This is a genomic window from Pseudomonas sp. LS_2, assembly GCF_042709235.1.
GTDB lineage: Bacteria > Pseudomonadota > Gammaproteobacteria > Pseudomonadales > Pseudomonadaceae > Aquipseudomonas.
Map to the genome: position 1 here is coordinate 98,516 of NZ_JAVAYC010000004.1, position 21,908 is coordinate 120,423.

The window sequence follows — 21,908 nt, forward strand, 5'->3', positions numbered from 1 at the left end:
AAAAACTGAATTCGAAGGAAGGGATCGTTCTCGCAAAGAGAATGTTCTGGTCAAGCCCTTGTAGCCCGCGCCCCGCAGAATACGGGGGATAGAGCAGTCTAGGAAATTTTTCATCAGGGACTTGCAACTCGTCGCATAGGGGGTATATTGGCGTTGAGTAGCGGTATTATTGTATTACAATCATAACGGGTAGCTGCCGAATCGAAGGCTCCTAGGTGGCTCTGGAATCGAGACCGGTATGGCAGGAGCTGTACCAGCGCCATACCGATCGCAGGGATGCGAAATCAACAAAAATAATCAGGTGACGATATGCCTATCATCAATATTCAAGCCTTTGAAAAGGTCGCCAAAACGGATCCGGAATTCGTTCGGGAGACTCGCTATTTCAACGGTACCCTCAAGCTGGTTGCCGGTTCAGAACAGCATCACCTGACCTTCAAGGAAGGGAAACTGGAAGCTGTGGAGTCGGGAGCTCCGGACGACACACAAACCGAGATCATGGTCAAGGGCACACCTGAACTGTGGAAAGAAATGCTCGCTGAGAAGCCGAAGCCGTTCTTCCAGAGCCTGCAGTCCACAGCCATCAAGCACGGCCTGTCCATCAGTGACAGCCATGCCACCTTCGCCTATCTGCCAGCACTGAATCGGATGATGCAGCTGCTCCGCAAAATCCATTCGCAGGAGTGCTGAAAAATGGCCAAGCATGATCCAATTGTAGGTCGCTATATCTACCTGAACGTCCAAGGCATCGAGTACCGAGTGTATTACGAAGAAGCAGGACAGGGTATCCCACTGCTGGTTGGCCACACCGCAGGTTCCGACGGTCGCCAGTATCGTCATCTGCTGTGTGATGAAGAGGTCACCAGCAAGTTCCGCGTCATCGCGTTCGACCTGCCTTACCACGGTAAGTCCCTGCCGCCGTATGGGGTGAACTGGTGGGAGCAGGAATACAAGATGACTCGCGACTTCATGCTGGACTTCCCGCAAGCACTGAGCGAAGCCCTGCAACTGGACTCGCCAATCTACATGGGGTCGTCGATGGGCGGCCATCTGGCAATTGACCTGGCGCTGTACCGTCCGGATCACTACCGCGCCACCATCTCGGTTGAAGGCGCGCTGCAGTCCGCACAAGAGTACGTTGATGTCGGTATGGCAGGCATCCGTCGGGAGTTTGACAACCCCAATGTCAGCCGTAACTCCATCGGCGCGGCAATGATGCTGAACATCTCACCGTATTCGCCAGAAGCGAACGTGCGTGAAATTCAGTGGGAGTATATGTGCGGTGGCCCAGGCGTCTTTGCCGGTGACCTGAATTATTACTATTACGAGCACAACGTAACTCCGGAACAGGCACGCACTATTGATACTAGTAAGTGCATGCTCTACCTTCTGACCGGCGAATATGATCCGAACACTTCGCCTGCTGAAACTCAGATGGTAGCTGATCTGGTTCCCGGCGCTAAGTTCTGGCCTATGGAAAAGCTGGGGCACTTCCCGGCCACCGAAGACTACACGGCCTTCAGGGAGTATCTGCTCCCCATCCTGAACGAGATTCACACCAAGTCGTTGTAATGTCCGGACGGGAGGCAGTAGCAGTACTGTCCTCCCATCCAAAGAACCGCGATTTAAAACAACAAGAATGATTGGCGTATCTGCCAGTCAATAAAATTCTACTCGTGGAGTATTAAAAATGTCTCAGTGTCCGGAAAATGGTGCTTGGCGACCTGCGCCCGTGACTAATGCTCAAGTAAAATATGCAACGCTAGTGGCATTTCTGGCTTGGACATTTGCTGTTTACGATTTCATTCTTTTCGGCATGTTGTTGCCAGAAATTGGTAAAGCGACAGGTTTGGATGATGCTGCTCAAGCGCGCCTCGCGACCTGGGTAGCTTTTGGTACGGTTGTTGTAGCGCTCGCAGTAGGGCCACTGGTAGATCGGTTCGGTCGTCGGGCTGGCATGGTGATCACTGTGGGCGGCGCGGGTATCTGCTCTGCGCTGACGGCAGGGGCTGGCTCGATCGGAACATTGATGCTCGCCCTCATCCGATCGCTGGCTGGTCTTGGCTACGCCGAGCAAGGCGTCAATGGTGCTTACCTGAGCGAGCTGTACTCCGCATCGAAGGATCCTCGTATTGCGAAGCGTCGTGGCCTGATCTACAGCTTGGTGCAAGGCGGCTGGCCAATTGGTGCACTTTTGGCAGCGGGGTTGACCGCAGTCCTGCTTCCTCATGTCGGCTGGCAGGGGTGCTTCATTTTCGCCGCATTCCCTTCCCTGATCGTAGCGTTTATGGCAACGCGCTTGCGTGAAAGCCCTCAGTTTGAGGCGCTGAGCAAAATCAAAGCACTTAAGGCTTCGGGCAAGAACGGTCAGGCTCAGGCGCTTGCCCAGAGCCAACGGTTGGAACACGAACACTCTGCCGGGCTGGCAAGCGTGCTTAAGGGTAAAGCACGTCGAGCCACCCTGTTACTTGGTTGTGCGCACCTTCTTAACTGGTTCCCCGTTCAGATCTTTAGCGTTTTGGGCACCACAGTACTGATGAGCGTGCACCACGTTTCTTTTGGCAATTCGCTGATCATCCTGCTCCTGTCCAATCTGGTGGCCTATCTCGGATACCTAACCCACGGTTACTTCGGCGACCGCTTTGGTCGACGCAATGTAATTGCTGTGGGATGGATGCTGGGTGGCGCTGCGTTCTGGGCCATGCTCAACGGTCCTAGCGAGACGTGGATGGTCATTGCTCTTTACAGCATCGGCCAGTTCTTCCTGATCGGCCCTTACTCGTGCCTCTTGTTCTACGTCGGTGAAAGCTATGACTCCTCTGTGCGGGGCACCGGCGCATCGATCGTCACGGGCATTGGCCCGGTAGGGGCAATCATTGCCAGCGCGGGCTCGGCGATGTTCTTGGGTGCTGGTGATTCCTGGTTGCAAGCTGCAATCTGGTTTGGCGCTGTCCCATGTGTACTGTCTGGCTTCATGCTGTTCTTCGCTGCGCCAGTGAAGCAACACGCCGAAGAATTTGAGGTTGCTCAGTCCGGCCACGGTTCGGTTTGAGAAATGGATAATGGGCCCCGTCGATTGACGGGGGCCTCAACGGTTTATTTGCGAAAGGTGGATCACGCGTATGTCTTTACCCAAAGTTCTTTTCATCGGTCTCGGCATGATGGGCCGTCCTATGGCCACCCACATTGCCAAGGCCGGCTACCCGTTGATCGTCAGTGACATGAACGAGGTCACTGTTGCCGAGCTGTGCAACGAAGTTGGCGCATCCGATTTGAAGTCGGTTGATACGATCAGCGACGTTGGCATCGTCATCACCATGCTGCCCAACTCCGCCATTGTTCGAGATGTCCTGGTCGGCAAACAACGTATTGCTGCTCAGGTAAAAAAGGGCGCAGTGGTCATCGACATGAGTTCGTCGGAGCCCCTACAGACTCGCGAGCTGGCTGCTGAGCTTGAGGCTCTGTCGATTGGCTTGCTCGATGCTCCAGTGTCGGGTGGCGTTAAGCGTGCAGTATCCGGCACCCTTGCCATCATGGTGGGCGGTACCGCTGAACTGGCCGCGCAATATGACGCACTGTTGACCAAAATGGGCAAAACCACGCATGTGGGCCCTGTTGGCGCCGGTCATGCGATCAAAGCGTTGAACAACTATGTCTCCGCAGCTGGTCTGCTGGCCGCTGTTGAAGCGCTCCATGTGGGCGAGAAGTTTGGGCTTGATCCGGCAGTGATGACTGATGTCCTGAACAGTGCGTCTGGCTCTAACAACGCCACCCTCAACAAAGTGCATCAGTTCATGCTGAACGGCACCTATGCCTCGGGTTTTGCGCTTCAGCTGATGGTCAAAGACCTGAAAATCGCTGTCGCACTGGCGGAGCAAATGGGCGAGGACATGAAGCTCGGGCATGAGTGCCTTGAGGTGTGGATGGATGCTGCTGAAGAGTCCAATCCTCGCACTGACCACACTGAGATGTATCGCATTGTGGGTCACCACGGCTGATAGACCTGGCATTGCTGAATGACTTGTCGGCAATGCCTGTACCTCCGATCTGAGCCTTACCGTGTAATGCCTAGCTAAATAGTAAGGGGCAGGGGGATTATTTGCCTCCACCTCTGCTGGGACGCTTTGGGAAGCAGTGGGTTCAAGGTTTCAAAGCATATCGCTAGAGCGCAGCCACCCCTATTGGATGCTCTAGCAGAGCTACATACACCTAAACACATCGCATCAGGCGCTTCAAAGCGTTGCATTTACAGAGGAAAATACCATGAGCAGCGAACTGTTCGAAAAAGGTTTCAACAACCGTAAAGCTGTACTGGGCGCTGCCCACGTAGAGCGTTCCTGGTCAGCCGCCGATGACTTCAACAAGCCGATGCAGGCGCTCGTCACTGAGTACTGTTGGGGCGCCATCTGGGGTGATGACACGCTCCCCTTCAAGACCCGCAGCCTCCTGAACATCGGGATGCTGACCGCCATGAGCCAACACCATGAGCTCAGTGTTCACGTCAAAGGCGCTCTCACCAATGGCGTAACGAAGGACGAAATTCGCGCCGTCCTGATGCAAGCGGGTATCTACGCCGGCGTGCCGCTGGCCCTGGCTGCCTTCCGCGTTGCTGGTGATGCAATTAAAGCTTGGGAAGAAGAGCACAGCGCTCGATAGTTCCCCTTTTGCCTAGGGTCAGACTCGGCCGATCCTAGGCATCTCGACTCCGTAATCGCATATGTATGTTCTTATTTGCTGATGCCACCGTTCTCAGGTTTTCAGTTTTGATAATAGTTGGTTTACCGCACGGGGCGGCTCTTGTGTTATTAGTTCGTGCGTGCTGTGCGGAAACTTACCATTATAGCTGAATGTAGAGGTGCTCGACCTCCAACTCATTGACGTGTATGCTTGCATCGAGCAAGTAGGATTTTACGCTAGGTGTATATGTTTGTACTCTCCACTCTTTGGGTTGTGCGTGCAAATTATTTTTGCTTTCAGTTATTGCGTTTAATAGTTCTATTTGAGTTGGAAACTGAACTATTATTCCATCTGTTTTCCATGCGGTTGTGCTCAGGCTCAAAAGTTCTGATATTATAACCTTTCGTTCTGCTTCTGAGTGGTCAGCGTTGCGTGAAGCGAATATAAGAGTTTGGTATTTTTCGCTTGGCTGACTTTGTGAGTATATTATTTCGCCACTGCTCCACGCTTCCGTGGGACAGATTTTTAAATCTTTGTTCATTTTTATGAATGGATTTATTTCGACAGGATATATTTGACAGACCAAGGGGCGATTTTGGTATGTGCCGCAGAGGTTATTTTCCATAAGGCTGGGGCATTGATTTAGCGCATCACCAACCAGTATGCAAATTACGCTTATTTCCGAGTCTTTGGACTTTCTTGGGGCTGAGCGTTTTAAATGGTATGCGTACTCATCTGGCGTAAGTCTCCAGCTGGCTTGGTCAAATGCCTCACTTGCAATACCCACACGTCCACCACGCTCTATCCATTGCAATGCTTCGTTGACTGTTAATGGGATTAGACGCCCTTTGCAACACTTACCGCACTCTACGCAGTTGTACTTTTCTTGGTCTTCAGTCATCACGATATTCTCAATTTAGGACCGCCTTGCCCCGGGCTTGCACTAAACTAGCAGAGTGCCTGGCGTTGTCTTCTAGGTTTTTAATATTGGATGTTAGATTCTAATGGCGTTAAGGCATTTGTTAATACGCTGCGCAGATTATGGCTTTTAAGGCCAGCGCTCAAGGATTTCAGTGATTGATGAGCATTATTTGATGCGGCGTTTAATTTTTTACACTAATACACTTGCAGTTTTTTGGCTATTTTCGTTGTCTTACTAGCCAGAACCACTTTCCTATCAGGCAGTTTGCCAGTGGTTGCAACGGTTGCGATGTATGAGGGAATGATATGACCAGTAATGGGAACAAGGGCGATGAGAACGATATCGGTAAGGAAGAGAGCTTGAGTTCATCCCGCCGTGGCTTTCTGAAGCTCGGTGCTTCAGGTGTGGCAGCCGCGACTGTCTCTACTTGGTTGCCACAAGCCGTGCTAGCTGCGAGTCCGGTGGAAGATGTCGCTTTACCGCAAGCCGGCGAACGGCGCATTCGTCTGAACGTAAATGGGCAAGTCAATCAACTGAACGTACCTGTTAATGCTGTCCTGCTTGATGTGGTACGTGACCGACTACGCCTGACCGGGACTAAGAAAGGTTGCGACCACGGGCAATGCGGTGCGTGCACGTTAATAGTGAATGGCACGTCCATAAACTCCTGTCTATCCGTGGCAGTGCAACATGATGGCGATGAGATCCTAACTATTGAGGGGCTGGCTCAGAACGGTAAGCTCCATCCTTTGCAGGATGCCTTTTGGGAGCACGATGCCTACCAATGTGGCTACTGTACTAGCGGGCAGATTATGAGCGCCTACGCCTTGCTCAAGGACCCGAGTATCCCTTCAGATGATGCCAGCGTCCGCGAGGCTATGAGTGGTAACATCTGCCGATGTGGAGCCTACAAAAATATCCTCGCTGCGATTCAAGCTGCGCGTGCAAAAATGGAGGCTTGACATGCGCACCTTTGATTACGTCCGCGCTGCATCCACTGCTCAAGCGTTATCCCCACAGTCTCTATCAAGGAGCTTTTTGGCGGGCGGTACAACCCTGCTCGATCTTGTCAAGCTTAATGTCATGCGGCCTGCGTTGCTTACAGATATCAATTCTCTCCCGTTGCAAGCGGTCGAAGTTATACCTGATGGGCGTTTGCGCGTGGGGGCATTGGTTACAAACACCCAGTTGGCTCAACACCCTGTTGTGAAGGCAAGTTACCCTGTGCTGAGCCAGGCCATTCTTGCTGGTGCCAGCACCCAGTTGCGCAATAAGGCCACGACCGGCGGGAACATCATGCAGCGTGTTCGCTGCAACTATTTCCGTGACGGCATCTCTGCGTGCAACAAACGTCAGCCAGGATCAGGATGCGCCGCCATCGAAGGGCACAATCGCAGTGTCCATGCGGTGTTGGGGACCAGTGATCACTGCATCGCCACACACCCTTCCGATATGTGCGTCGCGATGCTCGCGATCGGTGCCACCGTGACTGTTGTGGGACCAAATGGCGTACGGGAGATCCCGTTCGAAAACTTCCACCTGCTACCAGGTGACACCCCCTGGCAAGAGCATTCCTTGGACAAGGACGAGCTGATTACACATGTCACACTCGCAGCACCTTTGACTGGGGCTCGCTCGCATTACATTAAGTTGCGTGATCGGCATTCATACCAGTTCGCGCTGGCCTCTAGCGCGGTCATTGTCATGATGGAGGGTCCGCTTATTAGCCAGGCGCGTATTGCTTTGGGCGGCGTGGCTACCAAACCGTGGCGTGCGAAAGAAGCAGAGCAGGCGCTGATTGGTAAGCCTGTTAACATCGAGGTATTCACCTACGCCGCGCGACTAGCATTTGAGTCGGCCAAGGCCTTCTCGCAGAACGGATACAAAATCCCGTTGGGCCAGCAGGCCATTATCCGCAGTCTGCGCGAAGCGCTCGTTTAGTTCTGAGGTTTTGAAGATGACCGAGAAAGTTATCGGCGTCAGCCAGCGCCGTTTAGATGGCCACAAAAAAGTATTAGGTGCCGCCAACTACGCAGCCGATGTCTTTAAACAGAATCTGAGCTATGCCTATGGCGTATACAGCACCATCGCGCATGGGCGGATCGTGTCGATCGACGAACGAGCGGCTACGAAGATGCCTGGCGTTATTAAGGTCCTACACCACGGCAACATCGGCGAGCTGCACCGATGGCCAGAGTCTTTCACCCTGACGGATGTTCGAACCGTAACCTACGCAGATGAAAAGCGCCTGCCGTTCGAAGATGACGTCGTCAGCTATCCGGGACAGTTCGTCGCTCTGGTGATTGCAGAAACCTTCGAGCAGGCGCGCGCAGCAGCACAGCACGTCCTTGTGGAATACGTTAATCAGCCAGTGATTGCCAATCTGCAACAAGGGCTAAATCAGTTAGCGCCCAAGGAAGCTGCCAACGGTCACTCCAGAGGCAATGTAGCTCAAGGGCTGGCAACGGCAGCGCATCGCATCGATGTAACGTATTCCACTCCTGTGGAAACCCATAGTCCGATGGAAATGCATGCCACCACAGCCTGGTGGGAGAATGGTAGATTGTATGTCTATGAGTCTACTCAGGGCGTGATTAACCATCGCAATGTGTTGGCTCAGGCGTTCAATTTATCTCCGGATCGGGTTGAAGTAAACGCTCCGTTCATTGGCTCCGGCTTCGGCGGTAAACTTTTTCCGTGGCCGCACTCGATTGCCGCCTGCGCTGCAGCGCGGGCGGTCAAAAGGCCTGTTCAATTGGTTATGCCTCGGGCGCAGATGTTCACCAGCGTGGGTCATCGCCCCGAAACCCAACAGCGTCTACGTCTTGGGGCAAGCGCGTCTGGCAAGCTCGTCGCGATTAGTCATGAGTCCGTCAACAGCACCTCCGTTACGGACGATTTTGCTGAAACGTGCGGCAGCGTGACCAAAAGCTTGTACTCTTGCAGCAACGTGTTGGTGACCCACAAGACGGTGGGTATTCACCGTGGCACTCCAACTTCCATGCGTGCTCCTGGAGCTGCGCCTGGTCTGTTCGCGCTCGAATCGGCCATCGATGAACTAGCCCAGGCATGCGGTTTAGATCCGCTAGTATTCCGTCAGCAAAATATCGCCGACATTGATGAGAGCACCAATCTACCCTGGTCAAGTAACCATCTTGCCGAAGCGTTGCGCTTGGGCGCGGCGAGGTTTGGCTGGGAGCACCGCCGGAGCCCTGTGGGTTCGATGCGTGAAGGGGACGAAGTCATTGGCTATGGTATCGGCGCATGCAACTGGGAGGCATTTCGCCTGCCCGCCGAAGCGCGCGTTACATTCAAAGTGGACGGAACAGCCCTCATTGAGTGCGGTTTGCAGGACATCGGTACCGGTACCTACACTGTACTAGCTCAAACCGTTAGCGAGTTAACCGGTTTGCCGCTGCAGCGTATCGAAGTTGATCTTGGCAGCTCGACATTTCCACCAGGGCCGCTGTCGGGTGGTTCCTGGGTCACCGCGAGCGCGATGCCGGCGGTCGCCGAAGCCACGCGAGAGGCATTGCGAAAGCTTCAAGGTTTTGCAGTCAACAGCAAAGGGCCGTTTGCTGGGCTCGCACTTGAGTCGTTGAAAACCGACGGAGGAGCGATTGTTGCCGAAGGCCGACGGATCAACTTCGCTGACATCCTAAAAGGTCAGAGACTTTCCCGTGCCGAAGGTATCTCAAGTACACCAGGGGCGGACACCAGTCGCTTCTCCTTCCGGTCGTTTGGGGTGCATTTCGTTGAAGTTCGTTGGGATTCGGGGATCTCCCGTTTACGTGTCTCTCGTGTAGTAAGCGCTATAGACGTCGGCAAAGTGGTAAATCCAATTGCAGCGAGAAATCAGGTCGAGGGCGCTATCATAATGGGGATCGGAATGGCGTTGTTCGAGGCGGCGGAGTACGACCCTCGTAACGGCCTGCCGACTAATAACAACTACGCCGAGTACATGGTGCCGGTGCATGCGGATATGCCTGAGATCGAGGTAATACTGCTTGATTATCCGGACTATCGCCTGAATGAGTTCGGCGTACGCGGAATAGGTGAAATCGGTGTGACCGGCCTCGCTGCAGCGGTAGCGAATGCCGTATATCACGCAACTGGCAGGCGAATCCGTGAACTGCCAATTACTATGGACAAGCTGATGACCGGGGGCACAGTTGGCACTGGGCTCGATGCGTAAAGATGAAGCATCTTGACTTACAAGTCGCTGAACAGGCGCTTGCTTGGCTTCGAGCAGGCTCCAAGGTATGGCTGTGCACAGTGGTAGCAACGTACGGATCTGCCCCACGAGAGCCTGGCTCCATGTTCGCTACGCTGGCTAGCGGAAGGAGCGTGGGCTCGCTCTCGGGGGGGTGTGTTGAAGAGGATTTCCTTGAGCGTGTGGCGGACGGACAATTTAATACTGGTAATCAGTTGGTCCGCTATGGCGAAGGGGGGCTTGCCCCGACTCTGGCCCTTCCGTGTGGTGGTGTACTAGAAGTGCTGGTTGAGCCTGTCGAACCTGACATGTATGCCATCGCCCACCTGTTGAGTGTTGTCTCTGCATTGCGGGGAAAAGATGCGATTACACGGTGTATTGGCCTGGGAGGGAACACCCGAACCCTCGAAACAATTGACGCCAGCAGCGGCCGGGTAACGGTGAGCGATGAACGGGTCTGCATTTACGTTGGGCCAAGTAAAAGGCTGCTCGTGGCGGGTTTATCACCGGTTGCGGAGTACTGCATTGAGCTGGGCCTTATGCTTGGATATGAAGTTGTCGTGTGTGATCCGCGGGAAGAACTGATCCGTCCAGCCACTTTCAAGTGGCCGCAGTTGCAGGTGCTGCAAATGTTGCCTGCGGTGTTCATCGAAAACGGCGGTTGCCACGTGGCTACTGCAGTTGTGGCTTTAACTCACGACCCTCGTCTTGATGACCTGACGATGATGGCGGCATTGCTGAGCGATGCTTTCTACATTGGCGCGATGGGTTCCAAGCGGACCAGTGAAAGGCGTCGCGAGCGTATTGCGCGCATCGGCCAATTTAGCAAAGAGCAACTGCTGCGGGTGAACGCTCCGATCGGGCTGGCATTGGGTAGTAAAACTCCAGCAGAGATTGCAATGGCGGTCATGGCCGACGTCATACGCTCAGGCAATGGAGTGGCGCGAACCGAGCTTTGAGGCGAGCATGAATGTGGCGCGCATGCTCAATAACCTGAGTATTTGCTGCGATTTGTTACAGGGCTTCATACGCGCGATGACGCGGACGTCACGAATGTGCCTCTATTTGAGGTTTCAGGTTGAGCATTCACGGTTCTGAAGTCTTGGCTTGCGTTTGACATAGGGGCTTTCATAGAGACATGTCGGCTGCTTGGAGGCGGGCAACTGGAAATCGTACCGCCAGGCAAATTCATGCATGCCGGAGCGATGTAGAGGATTCATTCGGTTTCTGGTAGACAGTTCTGTAACGTCGGTTAAGCGAAGACCGTAGTGGATGCGCAGCTAATTTGAAGTGAGTTGTTATTCTGATTTTGAACTGAAAAAGTGACTCGGCAAGCTATGAGCGTCTTACTCAGGGTTAGCTATGGCGGATTCCAGCATTTCCATTGCGGCGTTTTCCGCATTCTTGATATGCAAGGTCGCCATCTTCTGTGCGCCTTCCGAGTCACGTCTTTTGATGCGCTCCAGTAGTTCATCAATCTCTGTCAGGCTTTCGTGAAGCCGCTCTGGCCGCGAGAAGGAGGTGGCTCGAAGCAAGTTGATTCGAGTCAGCAGGCCATGCAGGACTTCGGTAATCAGTTGGTTGCCACACCCGCCAAGCATGACCTCGTAAATTTTTGACTTTGCTTGAATCAAGTTACGACGATCCGGGTTCGTAGCTTGCTTATGCAGATTTTTTACCGCTTTTTCCATTGCTGTGATTTCGCGGTCAGAGGCCAAGCGTGCAAACTCGTGCGCTGCGAAACCCTCCAACAATGCGCGCAACGCGTAGAGTTGACGCGCCTCCCCAATATCCAGGCTAGCAACCACTGGCCCACGATGTGGCACGATCACAATGAGTTTTTCAGCCTCTAGCTTCCGCAGTGCCTCACGCAGAGGCGGGCGGCTTACCGCGAGCATCTCGCACAACTCGCGCTCGACCAGTCGCTCACCCGGTGCGAATCGACCGTTCATAATTGCTTCGCGCAAGAAGCTTTCAACGTGACCGCGCAGCGTTTCAGGTCGGCTCATTACCGGCATATCATCACGGGCCATTCTCGCTCCTCACCGAAACGGCGATCAGGCCGTTCACGGATTTTCAATCTGATTATAGGATGAGCAGATTGTATACCAATACGCTTGACTCCAACCACTTCTCAACAAACGGCGAGCCGTCAGAGCCACCTTTCCGGTGAAAATGCATTGGGTATGGGAGGCTAATCAAATCGAGCACCTCGCTGGTACTCTGCTATGTCAGGTCTCGTCGGTAGGTTCCCGGGCTCACCGACATGGCGAACGTTGCGATGAGAGCTTGTCTATCGGCAGGTGCCCGGCCTCCACGTAGCGCACCAGTTTGCTTCAGTTGTTCGCCAGGTAGCCCAACGCCTTGTCCGAATCACTTTGCGGCGTCATCTGCGGCAACGTCTTTTCCAGCCATTTGCCCAGTTCGGCCAGCACCGGCGCGCTCTGTTCGTGCCGCACCTGGTACAGCGTGGCTTCATCGGCCTGCTCGATCCGGTACAACATGTTGACCATGTTCAGCGCAATGTCGGCTCGTCCGGTCTTGCCTTTGGGCTGGAGCTTCTGCGCGTCCACGAACTTAGGCCGCACATGCGCCCAGCAGCCCAGGCGCTCCACGCCCGGTTGTTGCTTGAGGGCGTTGTAGCCCGAGTAATCGTCGGTCATCAGGTAGCCACGGTAGCCGGCAATCAGGGGCGAGGGGACTTCCTGCTCGCGGCGGGTGGAATGGTCGAAGAAGATCACCGGTTGGTCCGGCGGGCCGCCGGTCTGCGTCCACATCTAGGACGGGCTGGTGGCGTCGCGACCTGGATCTTTCAGAACCTGCAGGTGGGGTTCGTCGCAGTGGACCACGCGGGTTTCTAGCAAACGGTCACGCATCAGGTTGATCAGCGGCTGTAGCCCATCGCCGCACTCGATTACCCAGCGTGCCAGGGGCCGGCGGGAGACATCCACACCGTGGCGCCCCAGTACTTTTTCGAAGCGGTACAGCGGCAGGCCGCCGGCGTACTTGGTGGTCAGCAGCATCGCCAGGACACAAGGGCTGGTCAGGCTCTTTTCGATGAGTTGGCAGGTTTGTCGGCAGTGACCCGTGCTGCTTCAAAAACACGGCAGCCATAGACCTTGTGCACCTGGCGGGTCACACGGATCTGCATCGGCACTATGTCCAGTTGTTCGCTGATCTCTTCACCCATCCATCTCTTGTTTGCGGCAACCGTAGGCACAGGTCTGCGCGTGGTCAGGCAACGCATGAGTGATCTCGAGAGAGGGCAAATCCGCCGGCAGCGGCTTGAGCTTGCCGCGACGCTGTGTGGGTTTGGCGGATTCTTCGTCGCTGTCTTCGCCCGGGGGGGGGAGGGCGGCCAATCTGCTGACCTATGACGAGCGGGACGTTGCGTGATACCGCTGCGCAACGAAGCGATATAATCGGGCTGTTGAGTGATCGTTATAATAAGCAACCGATGCTGGGTGATCAAGCAGATGTAGGTGTCACCACTCTTTGCGCATTGTCTTTCTTATTTGCGTAAAAATAGTATAGAGCAGATTGGGATAGTATCTGATATGAGCGATGGAAAATATTAAAGCTGCCAAAATCGCAGGCTCTCTGGATAGCCTTGAGTCAACATTTTTAAAGTGCATAGTGCAGAGTTCCCCTAAATTATCCTGGCTCGCCGATTGCGGAGGCCCTTCTGTTTCAGTTCAAAAATCGATCCGTCCATGGCTCATGGACGTGCCAGCTAAGTGTAGGCTTCTGTATGCTTTTCTTGGTTGAGGTCTCAGACCTACAGGCTCCAATAAGGGATAAGTGCAGAGCAAGTAAGAATGGAGCTCCATAGGCCAAGAGATAGAGATGCAGAAAGGCGCATTTTCTTTTCAGATCGTCCCCGGCGAAAGATGTATTCAAATGTCAGTGCGTTCAAGCCAGCCATTAAAATGAGAATGATCTTAAGCCGCAATGCGTTGTTTTCCCATAGAGCCTGTGGCTGAGCCGAAAATAGAAGAAAGCCTCCGGCTGCCGCGACAACGAAGCCACACCATACGAGGCCCATAGTCTGATCGTGCAGTTCGAAAACATCAGTATTTTTTTTACGACCCAGAATTCGTAAGTCGAATAGCATCAAAGCACCAAACAGTACGCCCGCACCTCCCACATGTAACGCACGCACGTAGGGATACCACGCGTCCCGCACAAGACTGGCGATTGTCGTGTCTCCCCACCACGCGAGAAAAATGTCAACGTTCACTGATTACAGCCTTGGGTTTCGGTCTGGACGCGACCGTTGCGCACGACCTCGCTGCCATCGTCTAAGCGAATCCACTGGACGCGCAGCTGATGAGGTGCTTCGCAATTTCGATAAACAATTAAACTCACCGTATCACCCGTTTTGAGTTTTCCATCTAGGCTATTAAAACGCTGAATTGGTGGAAACTCAACTCGTACAGTCTTACCGATATAAGCAGGATCGTTCAAGGGGGAGGTCGTTAGGAATTCTACGCTGCTAGGATTTTTGATTCTCGTTTCTTCGGGTTGAACAGCTAGTTCGACAATTGCATGTGGATACTGAAATACAGCTGTTTCGACTGTGCCTTGAAGCCAAAGTGGGCGGGTCGTGTCATATTTTCCAGTAAACCCGTGGTGGGCGAATGCAGTCGTGGAAATACACGCGAAAATGGCACCTGCGGAGATGACTTTTGATAAAGTAAACATAGGAGGCCCTTTAGGTAAGTGAGGTCTTGGGAGAGATTAAGGTCTCCCAAGACTACGTGTATTACTTGGATGCGGGGCGTCGTTGTGCTACTTGTGCGTCCAGTTTACGCACCATCGCTTCTGCAATCATATGAGTGGAGTTCGGGTTCTGACCGGTAACAAGCTCACGATCTTCAACGATAAACGGGGTGCCGGGGGCCTTGACGAGCACGTTACCGCCGGCTGCAGTTAGCGCATCCTCCATATAGAACTGGATGTCACCGCCCAAGAATTTTTCGACAGATTTTTCTTCTGTCGTCGAATAGACGGTCATGTTGTAGCCTTTATAGATCCAATTGGGTGCGAAGTTTGTCGCAGCCGAAACATCATCGGATACCATAGCGGCGCGAAATTTTTCAGGGTTGTCTGTAGACGATGACAGCGCAATTGGGCCATGGCAGAGTAAGCCTGTAGCTTTTCCGGAGGCGTGGAACTGTCGCAGCGCCATCCCCAGGTTTTTATCTTGCATCAGGTCTACCATTGGGGCGTGGCCGCCAGGTAAGTAAATGCCATCGAAGCTATCAAGGCCGCTATGTACCACTTCGCCGAGAGTTTTAGGCTTCTGCATCCCGGGGTAGGTCGTTACGAATCGCATCGCGTCTGCAAGCTTAGCGGCACTACCTTCGAAATGTTCCGCCGTGATGGAGTTGGCATCAAGCGCAGGTGTATTTCCGTCAGGTGTCGCTATCACAACTTCATATCCAGCCTTGATGAAAGTTTGTGATGGAACGACTAGTTCTCCAAGAAAATAGCCGGTCGGATGCGTGCGGCCGTCCTTAAAGGTGAGGGTATTGGAGCTCGAAGCAACGAGTAGCACGCGACCCTTGTAGTCAGATGTGGCGGCTCGATCAGCAAAAACGGTCGACGAAAGAAGAGCCAGAGCTAATCCAGTTGCCTTGATGACTTTGGTATTAATCACAGTATCATTCCTAAATGGTCTGGAGGTTAGAGGGTTTGCGGTAGATGTAATCAGCGACTATCGGTAGGCGCGCCCTTGAAAATATCCTGGTTATTTAATGGAGAGGAGCGCCAGTATTGTGGTGGTGCGTCAATCTGAGCCCCCAAATGAGCCGCTGCATGCCACGGCCAACGAGGGTTAAATAGTAGGCTGCGTCCGATAGCGACTAGATCGGCATCACCGCTTACTATGATGGATTCTGCTTGTTCAGGTTTAGTGATAAGTCCTACAGCAATTGTTGTTGCACCCGTTTCCATTTTAATCTTCTTCGCAAATGGTACCTGATAACCGGGGCCTAGCTTTACTACCTGCTCTCGAGATAGCCCGCCAGTTGAGACATCGACTGCTGCGCAGCCAAACTTTTGCAACTCTTTGATCAAGGCGATGGTTTGATCGAGACCCCAACCACTTTCTACCCAATCTGTAGCCGAAACTCGAACCCACACTGGTGTGGTGACCGGAACAGCAGCGCGTACTGCTTTAAAAACCTCAATTGGAAACCGCATTCGATTGCTGAGTGTGCCGCCATATTCGTCTTCGCGATGATTGGAAAGCGGGGAGAGAAATTCATGCAAAAGATAGCCGTGGGCCATATGGATCTCTATTCCATCAATACCAAGTCTAACTGCGCGCAGAGCGCTAGCTACGAAAGCATTCTTTATATTCGCCATGCCATTTATATCTAAAGGCATTGGGTTTTCTTCATTTTGGCCGTGTGCGATCGGGGATGGGGCAAGGGTCTGCCACCCACCGGGATCGTTAGTACGTACTTGTCGCCCGCCTTTCCAAGGCGGGTTGCTAGAGGCCTTTCTTCCAGCATGCGCAAGCTGTATGGCGAATTTTGTATTGGTATATTTTCGAACTTCTTTTAGCACGTTTGCTAATGATTCTTCATTTTCATCGCAGTATAGACCAAGATCACTGGACGTGATTCTTCCTTCGGCTGTTACAGCGGTTGCTTCAATAATTACTAAGCCAGCCCCTGATGTTGCCATTTGCCCCAGATGCATTAGGTGCCAAGAATTTGCATTTCCTTCATGGGCAGAGTATTGGCACATCGGAGACACTAAAATCCTATTGGAGATTGTGAGGTCTCCAATACTGAATTCTGAGAATATTTTCGCCATGATTATCCGACCTGGTTGCGCAAAAGGTTAGGGGGCTGTATTTCATATGGCTTGTATAGCCAGTTAAATTTTGGTTTCGCCAAATGTCAGGGTGAAAATTTTGGCAGTAGGCTATTCAGTCTGAGCTTGAAAACGGCGTATAGAATATCTTTTATCGTTCGGCTAAATCCCGGCTGGAGTTTGTCAAGGCAATTTTGACGGGCTTTATCGGTGCGGACCATCCTTTTAAATTCAATGCGGCGTTAAATTAAAGTCATCGATCGAGGTGTGGCAAGAAATTGCTAGTCAGACTACCAGTCTCAGAAAAAAATCCTCTACGCATAGGGATGGTTTCCGTTGTTGCGGTACTCAAATGCTGCTCGAAACAGGCCTTTACTCAACTTCCAAAACACCGCGCTCAACATAGGGGGCAAAAATTTTACCGGTGCCGGAAAGAGCGCTCGATGTTTTATATTTACGTTTTTTGCGAATGATTGAAGGTTCAATAGATTGCAGTCAGCCATTATTTGATAAGGGCTCCATAAGATCCAGCGCGGTCTCTGTGCTGGGAGCTCTGTTGTCGAACTTTACAGTAATCCGTCCGAGTTCGGTGAGCAGTGCGCAATACTTGAGTCTATACAGGTCGAGACGTAGGGCTCTTTTGCACCGGCGGGCTAGAGTTTTGGATAAAATTTCTCTACGCCCGAGGATTTACTTGTGAGCATGCTTACTGAACTACATCATCTAGTTAAGATTTATGGTTTTTGTACTATCATAGTCCGGCTTTTGTGTTGGTTGAGCGGTTGTCTCGAGGCACACTGCCCCAAAAAATATGAACAAGCCGAGCATCGCCAACCCAGCTCCGATATAGCCGGTTGCCTCCCACCCTAGCCCAAGAGCAATGCCCCAACCACCCAGTGTCGCCCCTAAGGCGTTGGAGATGTTGAAAGCGCAGTGATTGAGGGCTGCGGCGAGCGTCTGGGCCTCACCTGCGACATGCATCAGTCGTGCTTGCAAAGCCGGAACAAGGGCAAAACCGCACCCAATAAAGATTAGGGCTGTCAGGGTACCAGCTGGTGACTTGGACAGCATGGAGAAAGCACTCAACGAAAGCGCATTCCATGCCAGAATTCCAATTATGGCGAGGCGCGAGTTTTGATCTACTAGCCAGCCACCAACCAAGTTGCCTGCAATCATCCCCACTCCCATCAACGAAAGGACTAAGGGCACCTGCTGGGGGAGCATTCTTGTCACTTCAGTCAACGTAGGAGTTATGTAGCTATAAACACAAAACATACCGGCAAAACCAACTGACGCGACGGCTACAGTCATCCAGACCTGGCTACGCGTCATGGCCGACAACTCCCTTCGCGGGTTTGTATTGTGCTCTGGGCGTATTGTGGGTGTTAGCATGGCGACAGCGCACAGGGTGAGTAGTCCTCCAGCAGCGATGCTCCCAAAAGCGAATCTCCACCCCAGCGTTTGCCCGGCCCATGTTGCGACTGGGACGCCGATCGCGTTCGCAGCGGCAAGCCCAAGCATGACGTAGCTAGCAGCTTGGGCTTTCCTATTGGGGGCAACCATCGATGCGGCAACCAAAGATGCCAGGCCATAATAGGCACCGTGGGGCAGGCCCGAAACGAAGCGGGCGATGAACAATGTTTTATGGGATGTAGCCAGCGCACTTGCGCCATATCCCATGATAAATATAGCCATTAATATTTTAAGAGCGCGGCGGCGATCCCACTGCGCCAGGAGCACTGCGAGTATAGGTGCACCGACAACTACGCCAAGAGCATACGCGCTGACATATCCGCCTGCGACGGGGAGGCTCACCTCTGTTTCCGCAGCTAGCCAAGGCAACAGACTCATAGATGCGAACTCCCCGGTGCCGATGAAGAGGCCACCAAGTCCCAACGTTAAGAACGCCAGAAATAGTCCGCGGGGGGCGTGCACTACACTATTTGAAAGGAGTAATTGCGCTGAGCTAGTATTACTCATCTGCCCCTCTTTGGAATGCTTGTTCAAAGGTCTACCAAACGGGAAAACCCTCAGTGCATTTCATCTGCACTGGGCTTTCCCATTAGACGGTTGCTTGACTCATGTCGAGAACAGTTCGGTAGCGGACCTGCTTTGACTCGATTCTTTCTCGTGTACTATTCACTGCTTGAGGAGCGATAACTTCGACTTGCGCCCCAATGCCGTGCCTTCCGCAGAAATCGAGCATCTCCTGTGTTTCTTTGATGCCACCGCAATAAGAGCTTGAGATACTCCGATTCATGCTCCCCATCAGGCCGCCGCTGACGCCTTGCGGCATACGGGCCGCACCCACAGCACCTAGCACCCATACATGCCCGTCAAGAGCCGTCAGTTGCATTTGCGCATTGAGGTCGTGCGCTGCCGGAATGGTGTCAAGTAGCGTATCGATACTTCCTTTTGCTTTTTCCATGGCCGCTGCATCGGATGTCAGCACAACGGTGTTGGCACCAAGACGACGTGCATCTTCTTTCTTCCAGGCCGATGAGGTGAAGACGGTAACATCAGCCCCCATTGCTTTGGCAATCTGAGTTCCAACATGACCAAGACCACCAAACCCAGCGATGCCAACTCGATGACCAGGTCCAACCTTGCGTTGCATTAGTGGGGAGTAGGTGGTGATACCAGCGCACAGTAGCGGAGCCGCTGCTTGTAGGCTAATGGTTTCAGGAATCTTGAGGACGTAGTTTTCGTCTACCACCATTGCTGTTGAATAGCCTCCGAATGTCGGGTCACCGTTGGGGGTTATGGAACGGTGCTTGCGTTCTTGGCCGTTGTAGGTCCAGCTTGGATTGTTCTCGCAGTAAATCTCACGCCAGTTTCGGCAGGGACCACAGGTCCTGCAAGAATCCACATAATTTCCTACTCCTACTGTGTCGCCCACCTTGTATTTCGTAACTCGGCCACCGACCGCTACGACCCGACCTGCGATTTCGTGGCCAGGCACCATCGGGAAGCTTCCGCCTTGCCAATCTCCTGTCAGCCAGTGCCAGTCGGTATGGCATACTCCACAGTAGGCGACTTCGATATGTACATCATTCGCGCCGAGGGCACGTCGCCGTACTGGCAGTCTGGTTAACAGACCACCGGCTTTGCTTACGCCGAACGCAAGGGCCGGGATGGTACCGGGACCCGCTGCCCCCAAAACGCTCGGGGATGCGGCAACGGCATAACCCGGAATCGCTGAGAGCACAGCCAAACCAGCGGCAAACTCGGCCGCAGAGCCGATAAATTGTCGCCGCGTGTTACCGACAGGGACTAGCTTATCTTTATCAAAATCTGTCATGGAAGTGAGTCCAGTTTGAAGAGTGAGATCCGGATAGATGCCGCAGCCGCTATACGCAACAGCAGCACCAGCAAACCCGTCGCAGCGCCTGGTGGTGGTGGTGCTCAGATGCCCTGACGGGTTGGCATCACAACGACTTGCTGCAGGTTGACGTGTCGTGGCTGCGCCGCGAGGAAGGCAACGACTTCGGCCACGTCTTGGGGTTGCAGGAATTCGATAGTCTGGCTTGCGGACTCCAGCCAGTCCTTGGCTCCCTGGAAAGTGACATGCCCTTGGAGCTCGGTGGCAACGATGCCCGGTTCAATCATCGAAACACGGATATCTTTGGGGCCTAGTTCTAGGCGAAGATTGCGAGTCAGGTGACTCACATAGGCTTTCGTCGCGGTATAGACTGCAAAGTACGGGTACAGATACTGACCTGCGATTGACGATGTGTTGATGAGGTCGACGGTGTTGCCTGCAGCGACGGCTTGGGTTAACTGGGGAATAAAAGCATGGATAACCCGCATCACTCCGGTCACGTTTAGGTCAATCTGCTTTTCCCATTCAGGCAGATTCCGTTCTTCCACAGGGCCAGGTAGCATGATGCCAGCGTTGTTGAAGACAAGATCGGCCGGACCGAAGTGCGCTTCAACCTCAGTGGCAGCCTTGTCTACCGATATCTGGTTAGTAACATCCACCTCAACAGCGAAGGCCTCGCCTCCTGCTGCGACAATTTCTTCAACCAGTGTATCGAGCTTGTCCTTACGACGCGCCAGAACTGCGACTTTTGCGCCACGGGCTGACAGCACCTTAGCTGCGGCTTGACCGATGCCACTGGAAGCGCCTGTGATGACGGCAACGCGGCCTTCCAGATTGCGAGTGATTAGATTGGATATGTGAGCCATGATCTTTCCTAAATCCGGACACGACGGGCGTCCGCTGTGACAGCAACTTTAGGGCAGAGGCTTTGGCATATCGATCAGCTGCGAAGCGTTTTAGAGACAACCCCCAGTTGTCAATTAGGGCTCAAGAGCGCGTGTCAAATGCAACTAGCAAGATGCTTCAACTCCTGCTGTGGGAGGCAAAATTCCTTGCTTTCCAAGAGCTTCTCAATCGCGAAGTCAATGAAGGTGCGGATGCGCGCTGGCATATCTGCTCTTTGAGCATAATAGATGTACAGGCCCATGCGTTCACTGAGCGTATTCAGCATCACAGGGATTAGTTCGCCCGCTCGCAATGCAGCAGCAGCATTGATACTGTCAATTTGGCCGAGGACCTTACCGGATAGCACCGCATGCATCTCTGTTTCTGAATCGCTGCTAGTCAAAACCGGCGAGACATCAACGAATTTTTCTCCTCCTGCTGTTTTGAACTCCCATGCCATGGCGCGGCCATTTCCGCGTTGGCGATAGCCAGAGCAGCGGTGATTAGATAGGTCGATCAGATTTCTCGGAGCACCGTACGCCCGTAGGTACTCGGAGGTCGCGCAAACAATCAGTTGAATGTCGAAGAGCCTACGCGCAACGACCTGAGCATCTGGCTGGTTGCCGGCGCGGAAGCCTACGTCGATGCGTTCGGCGACAAGGTCGGTAAAGCCGTCGTCCACGATCAGGTCGAAATGCACTAGCGGATGCCGAGCCTGAAACTCCATTATCAAGGGCATAAGTACACGCCGCCCGACTGCGCCTGCTGCGCTCAGCCGAATAAGCCCCTCAACATCGCTCACAGCGTTGCGGGCCTGTGCTAGTGCATTACGTAACCCATCAAGGTTCGGCTTGGCGGATTTCAACAGACGTGCGCCTTCATCGGTCAGTGAGATCTTGCGGGTCGTACGATGGAAAAGACGCACCCCCAGTGTACGCTCAAGTTGTTGTACGGCCTTGCTGACTGCTTGTGGTGTCGATGACTGTGCTTCCGCTGCCGCACGGAAGCTCAGCAGCTCAGCCGCGAGGATAAAAGTGGAGATACTTTTGAACTCGTCCATG

General features: G+C 53.3%; 19 protein-coding genes and 1 pseudogene. 9 read left to right on the top strand and 11 right to left on the bottom strand.

Going from position 1 to position 21,908, the window contains the following annotated elements; all coding sequences use genetic code 11:
* Window positions 1–309 precede the first annotated feature (309 nt).
* From RAC97_RS05040 to RAC97_RS05060, 5 genes are all read left to right on the top strand, one after another.
* Window positions 310–690: a hypothetical protein gene (locus RAC97_RS05040; RefSeq protein ID WP_133973017.1), complete on the top strand. Its 381-nt coding sequence runs from the start codon at window positions 310–312 to the stop codon at window positions 688–690.
* Between the two features lie 3 nt (window positions 691–693).
* Complete coding sequence (locus RAC97_RS05045; protein ID WP_076384822.1) at window positions 694–1,572, top strand: alpha/beta fold hydrolase; 879 nt, start codon at window positions 694–696, stop codon at window positions 1,570–1,572.
* Between the two features lie 118 nt (window positions 1,573–1,690).
* On the top strand, window positions 1,691–3,052 hold the full coding sequence (locus tag RAC97_RS05050) for an MFS transporter (protein ID WP_375097697.1): 1,362 nt from the start codon (window positions 1,691–1,693) through the stop codon (window positions 3,050–3,052).
* Window positions 3,053–3,122: 70 nt separating this feature from the next.
* Window positions 3,123–3,998: an NAD(P)-dependent oxidoreductase gene (locus RAC97_RS05055; RefSeq protein ID WP_375097698.1), complete on the top strand. Its 876-nt coding sequence runs from the start codon at window positions 3,123–3,125 to the stop codon at window positions 3,996–3,998.
* Window positions 3,999–4,263: 265 nt separating this feature from the next.
* Window positions 4,264–4,656, top strand: a complete 393-nt coding sequence (locus RAC97_RS05060) for a carboxymuconolactone decarboxylase family protein (RefSeq protein ID WP_375097699.1) — start codon at window positions 4,264–4,266, stop codon at window positions 4,654–4,656.
* A 181-nt stretch (window positions 4,657–4,837) separates the two neighbouring features.
* On the opposite strand, the gene RAC97_RS05065 is transcribed toward RAC97_RS05060, so the two are convergent.
* Complete coding sequence (locus tag RAC97_RS05065) at window positions 4,838–5,578, bottom strand: YkgJ family cysteine cluster protein (protein WP_375097700.1); 741 nt, start codon at window positions 5,576–5,578, stop codon at window positions 4,838–4,840.
* A 326-nt stretch (window positions 5,579–5,904) separates the two neighbouring features.
* On the opposite strand from RAC97_RS05065, the gene RAC97_RS05070 reads away from it, so the two are divergent.
* Genes RAC97_RS05070 through RAC97_RS05085 form a run of 4 tightly spaced genes read left to right on the top strand, consistent with a single transcriptional unit; the run spans window position 5,905 to window position 10,771 of the window.
* Window positions 5,905–6,561, top strand: coding sequence for a 2Fe-2S iron-sulfur cluster-binding protein (locus RAC97_RS05070; RefSeq protein WP_375097701.1), 657 nt, complete (start codon window positions 5,905–5,907; stop codon window positions 6,559–6,561).
* Between the two features lies 1 nt (window position 6,562).
* Entirely contained in the window at window positions 6,563–7,540 is a 978-nt protein-coding gene (locus RAC97_RS05075; RefSeq protein ID WP_375097702.1) for an FAD binding domain-containing protein, read from the top strand.
* A gap of 16 nt (window positions 7,541–7,556) precedes the next feature.
* Window positions 7,557–9,794 (top strand): xanthine dehydrogenase family protein molybdopterin-binding subunit, encoded by a 2,238-nt coding sequence (locus RAC97_RS05080; protein ID WP_375097703.1) that lies wholly within the window; start codon window positions 7,557–7,559, stop codon window positions 9,792–9,794.
* 2 nt (window positions 9,795–9,796) lie between these two features.
* Window positions 9,797–10,771 (top strand): XdhC family protein, encoded by a 975-nt coding sequence (locus RAC97_RS05085; RefSeq protein WP_375097704.1) that lies wholly within the window; start codon window positions 9,797–9,799, stop codon window positions 10,769–10,771.
* Window positions 10,772–11,158: 387 nt separating this feature from the next.
* On the opposite strand, the gene RAC97_RS05090 is transcribed toward RAC97_RS05085, so the two are convergent.
* From RAC97_RS05090 to RAC97_RS05135, 10 genes and pseudogenes are all read right to left on the bottom strand, one after another.
* Window positions 11,159–11,845: a GntR family transcriptional regulator gene (locus RAC97_RS05090; protein ID WP_375097705.1), complete on the bottom strand. Its 687-nt coding sequence runs from the start codon at window positions 11,843–11,845 to the stop codon at window positions 11,159–11,161.
* Window positions 11,846–12,082: 237 nt separating this feature from the next.
* Window positions 12,083–13,159, bottom strand: a pseudogene (gene tnpC / locus RAC97_RS05095) (IS66 family transposase); the annotation flags it as partial.
* A 431-nt stretch (window positions 13,160–13,590) separates the two neighbouring features.
* Window positions 13,591–14,052, bottom strand: coding sequence for a hypothetical protein (locus RAC97_RS05100; RefSeq protein ID WP_186598329.1), 462 nt, complete (start codon window positions 14,050–14,052; stop codon window positions 13,591–13,593).
* Window positions 14,049–14,516 carry a DUF6152 family protein gene (locus RAC97_RS05105; RefSeq protein ID WP_375097706.1) on the bottom strand — a complete coding sequence of 156 codons (468 nt, stop codon included), beginning with the start codon at window positions 14,514–14,516 and terminating at the stop codon, window positions 14,049–14,051. The genes RAC97_RS05100 and RAC97_RS05105 overlap by 4 nt, the downstream gene beginning before the upstream one ends.
* Before the next feature lie 61 nt (window positions 14,517–14,577).
* On the bottom strand, window positions 14,578–15,474 hold the full coding sequence (locus RAC97_RS05110; protein WP_375097707.1) for a type 1 glutamine amidotransferase domain-containing protein: 897 nt from the start codon (window positions 15,472–15,474) through the stop codon (window positions 14,578–14,580).
* Window positions 15,475–15,524: 50 nt separating this feature from the next.
* On the bottom strand, window positions 15,525–16,640 hold the full coding sequence (locus RAC97_RS05115; protein ID WP_375097708.1) for an NADH:flavin oxidoreductase/NADH oxidase: 1,116 nt from the start codon (window positions 16,638–16,640) through the stop codon (window positions 15,525–15,527).
* Window positions 16,641–17,363: 723 nt separating this feature from the next.
* Window positions 17,364–18,647, bottom strand: a complete 1,284-nt coding sequence (locus RAC97_RS05120; protein ID WP_375097709.1) for an MFS transporter — start codon at window positions 18,645–18,647, stop codon at window positions 17,364–17,366.
* Window positions 18,648–18,702: 55 nt separating this feature from the next.
* Entirely contained in the window at window positions 18,703–19,941 is a 1,239-nt protein-coding gene (locus RAC97_RS05125; RefSeq protein ID WP_375097710.1) for an NAD(P)-dependent alcohol dehydrogenase, read from the bottom strand.
* 104 nt (window positions 19,942–20,045) lie between these two features.
* Entirely contained in the window at window positions 20,046–20,828 is a 783-nt protein-coding gene (locus RAC97_RS05130; protein ID WP_375097711.1) for an SDR family oxidoreductase, read from the bottom strand.
* Window positions 20,829–20,962: 134 nt separating this feature from the next.
* Window positions 20,963–21,907 (bottom strand): LysR family transcriptional regulator, encoded by a 945-nt coding sequence (locus RAC97_RS05135; protein WP_375097712.1) that lies wholly within the window; start codon window positions 21,905–21,907, stop codon window positions 20,963–20,965.
* Between the last annotated feature and the right edge of the window lies 1 nt (window position 21,908).

What these genes read in the sequence shown, in the direction of transcription:
- RAC97_RS05040 (WP_133973017.1), top strand. Translation starts at nt 310, where the DNA reads ATGCCTATCATCAATATTCAAGCCTTTGAAAAGGTCGCCAAAACGGAT.
- RAC97_RS05045 (WP_076384822.1), top strand. Translation starts at nt 694, where the DNA reads ATGGCCAAGCATGATCCAATTGTAGGTCGCTATATCTACCTGAACGTC.
- RAC97_RS05050 (WP_375097697.1), top strand. Translation starts at nt 1,691, where the DNA reads ATGTCTCAGTGTCCGGAAAATGGTGCTTGGCGACCTGCGCCCGTGACT.
- RAC97_RS05055 (WP_375097698.1), top strand. Translation starts at nt 3,123, where the DNA reads ATGTCTTTACCCAAAGTTCTTTTCATCGGTCTCGGCATGATGGGCCGT.
- RAC97_RS05060 (WP_375097699.1), top strand. Translation starts at nt 4,264, where the DNA reads ATGAGCAGCGAACTGTTCGAAAAAGGTTTCAACAACCGTAAAGCTGTA.
- RAC97_RS05065 (WP_375097700.1), bottom strand. Translation starts at nt 5,578, where the DNA reads ATGACTGAAGACCAAGAAAAGTACAACTGCGTAGAGTGCGGTAAGTGT.
- RAC97_RS05070 (WP_375097701.1), top strand. Translation starts at nt 5,905, where the DNA reads ATGACCAGTAATGGGAACAAGGGCGATGAGAACGATATCGGTAAGGAA.
- RAC97_RS05075 (WP_375097702.1), top strand. Translation starts at nt 6,563, where the DNA reads ATGCGCACCTTTGATTACGTCCGCGCTGCATCCACTGCTCAAGCGTTA.
- RAC97_RS05080 (WP_375097703.1), top strand. Translation starts at nt 7,557, where the DNA reads ATGACCGAGAAAGTTATCGGCGTCAGCCAGCGCCGTTTAGATGGCCAC.
- RAC97_RS05085 (WP_375097704.1), top strand. Translation starts at nt 9,797, where the DNA reads ATGAAGCATCTTGACTTACAAGTCGCTGAACAGGCGCTTGCTTGGCTT.
- RAC97_RS05090 (WP_375097705.1), bottom strand. Translation starts at nt 11,845, where the DNA reads ATGGCCCGTGATGATATGCCGGTAATGAGCCGACCTGAAACGCTGCGC.
- RAC97_RS05105 (WP_375097706.1), bottom strand. Translation starts at nt 14,516, where the DNA reads ATGTTTACTTTATCAAAAGTCATCTCCGCAGGTGCCATTTTCGCGTGT.
- RAC97_RS05115 (WP_375097708.1), bottom strand. Translation starts at nt 16,640, where the DNA reads ATGGCGAAAATATTCTCAGAATTCAGTATTGGAGACCTCACAATCTCC.
- RAC97_RS05125 (WP_375097710.1), bottom strand. Translation starts at nt 19,941, where the DNA reads ATGACAGATTTTGATAAAGATAAGCTAGTCCCTGTCGGTAACACGCGG.
- RAC97_RS05130 (WP_375097711.1), bottom strand. Translation starts at nt 20,828, where the DNA reads ATGGCTCACATATCCAATCTAATCACTCGCAATCTGGAAGGCCGCGTT.
- RAC97_RS05135 (WP_375097712.1), bottom strand. Translation starts at nt 21,907, where the DNA reads ATGGACGAGTTCAAAAGTATCTCCACTTTTATCCTCGCGGCTGAGCTG.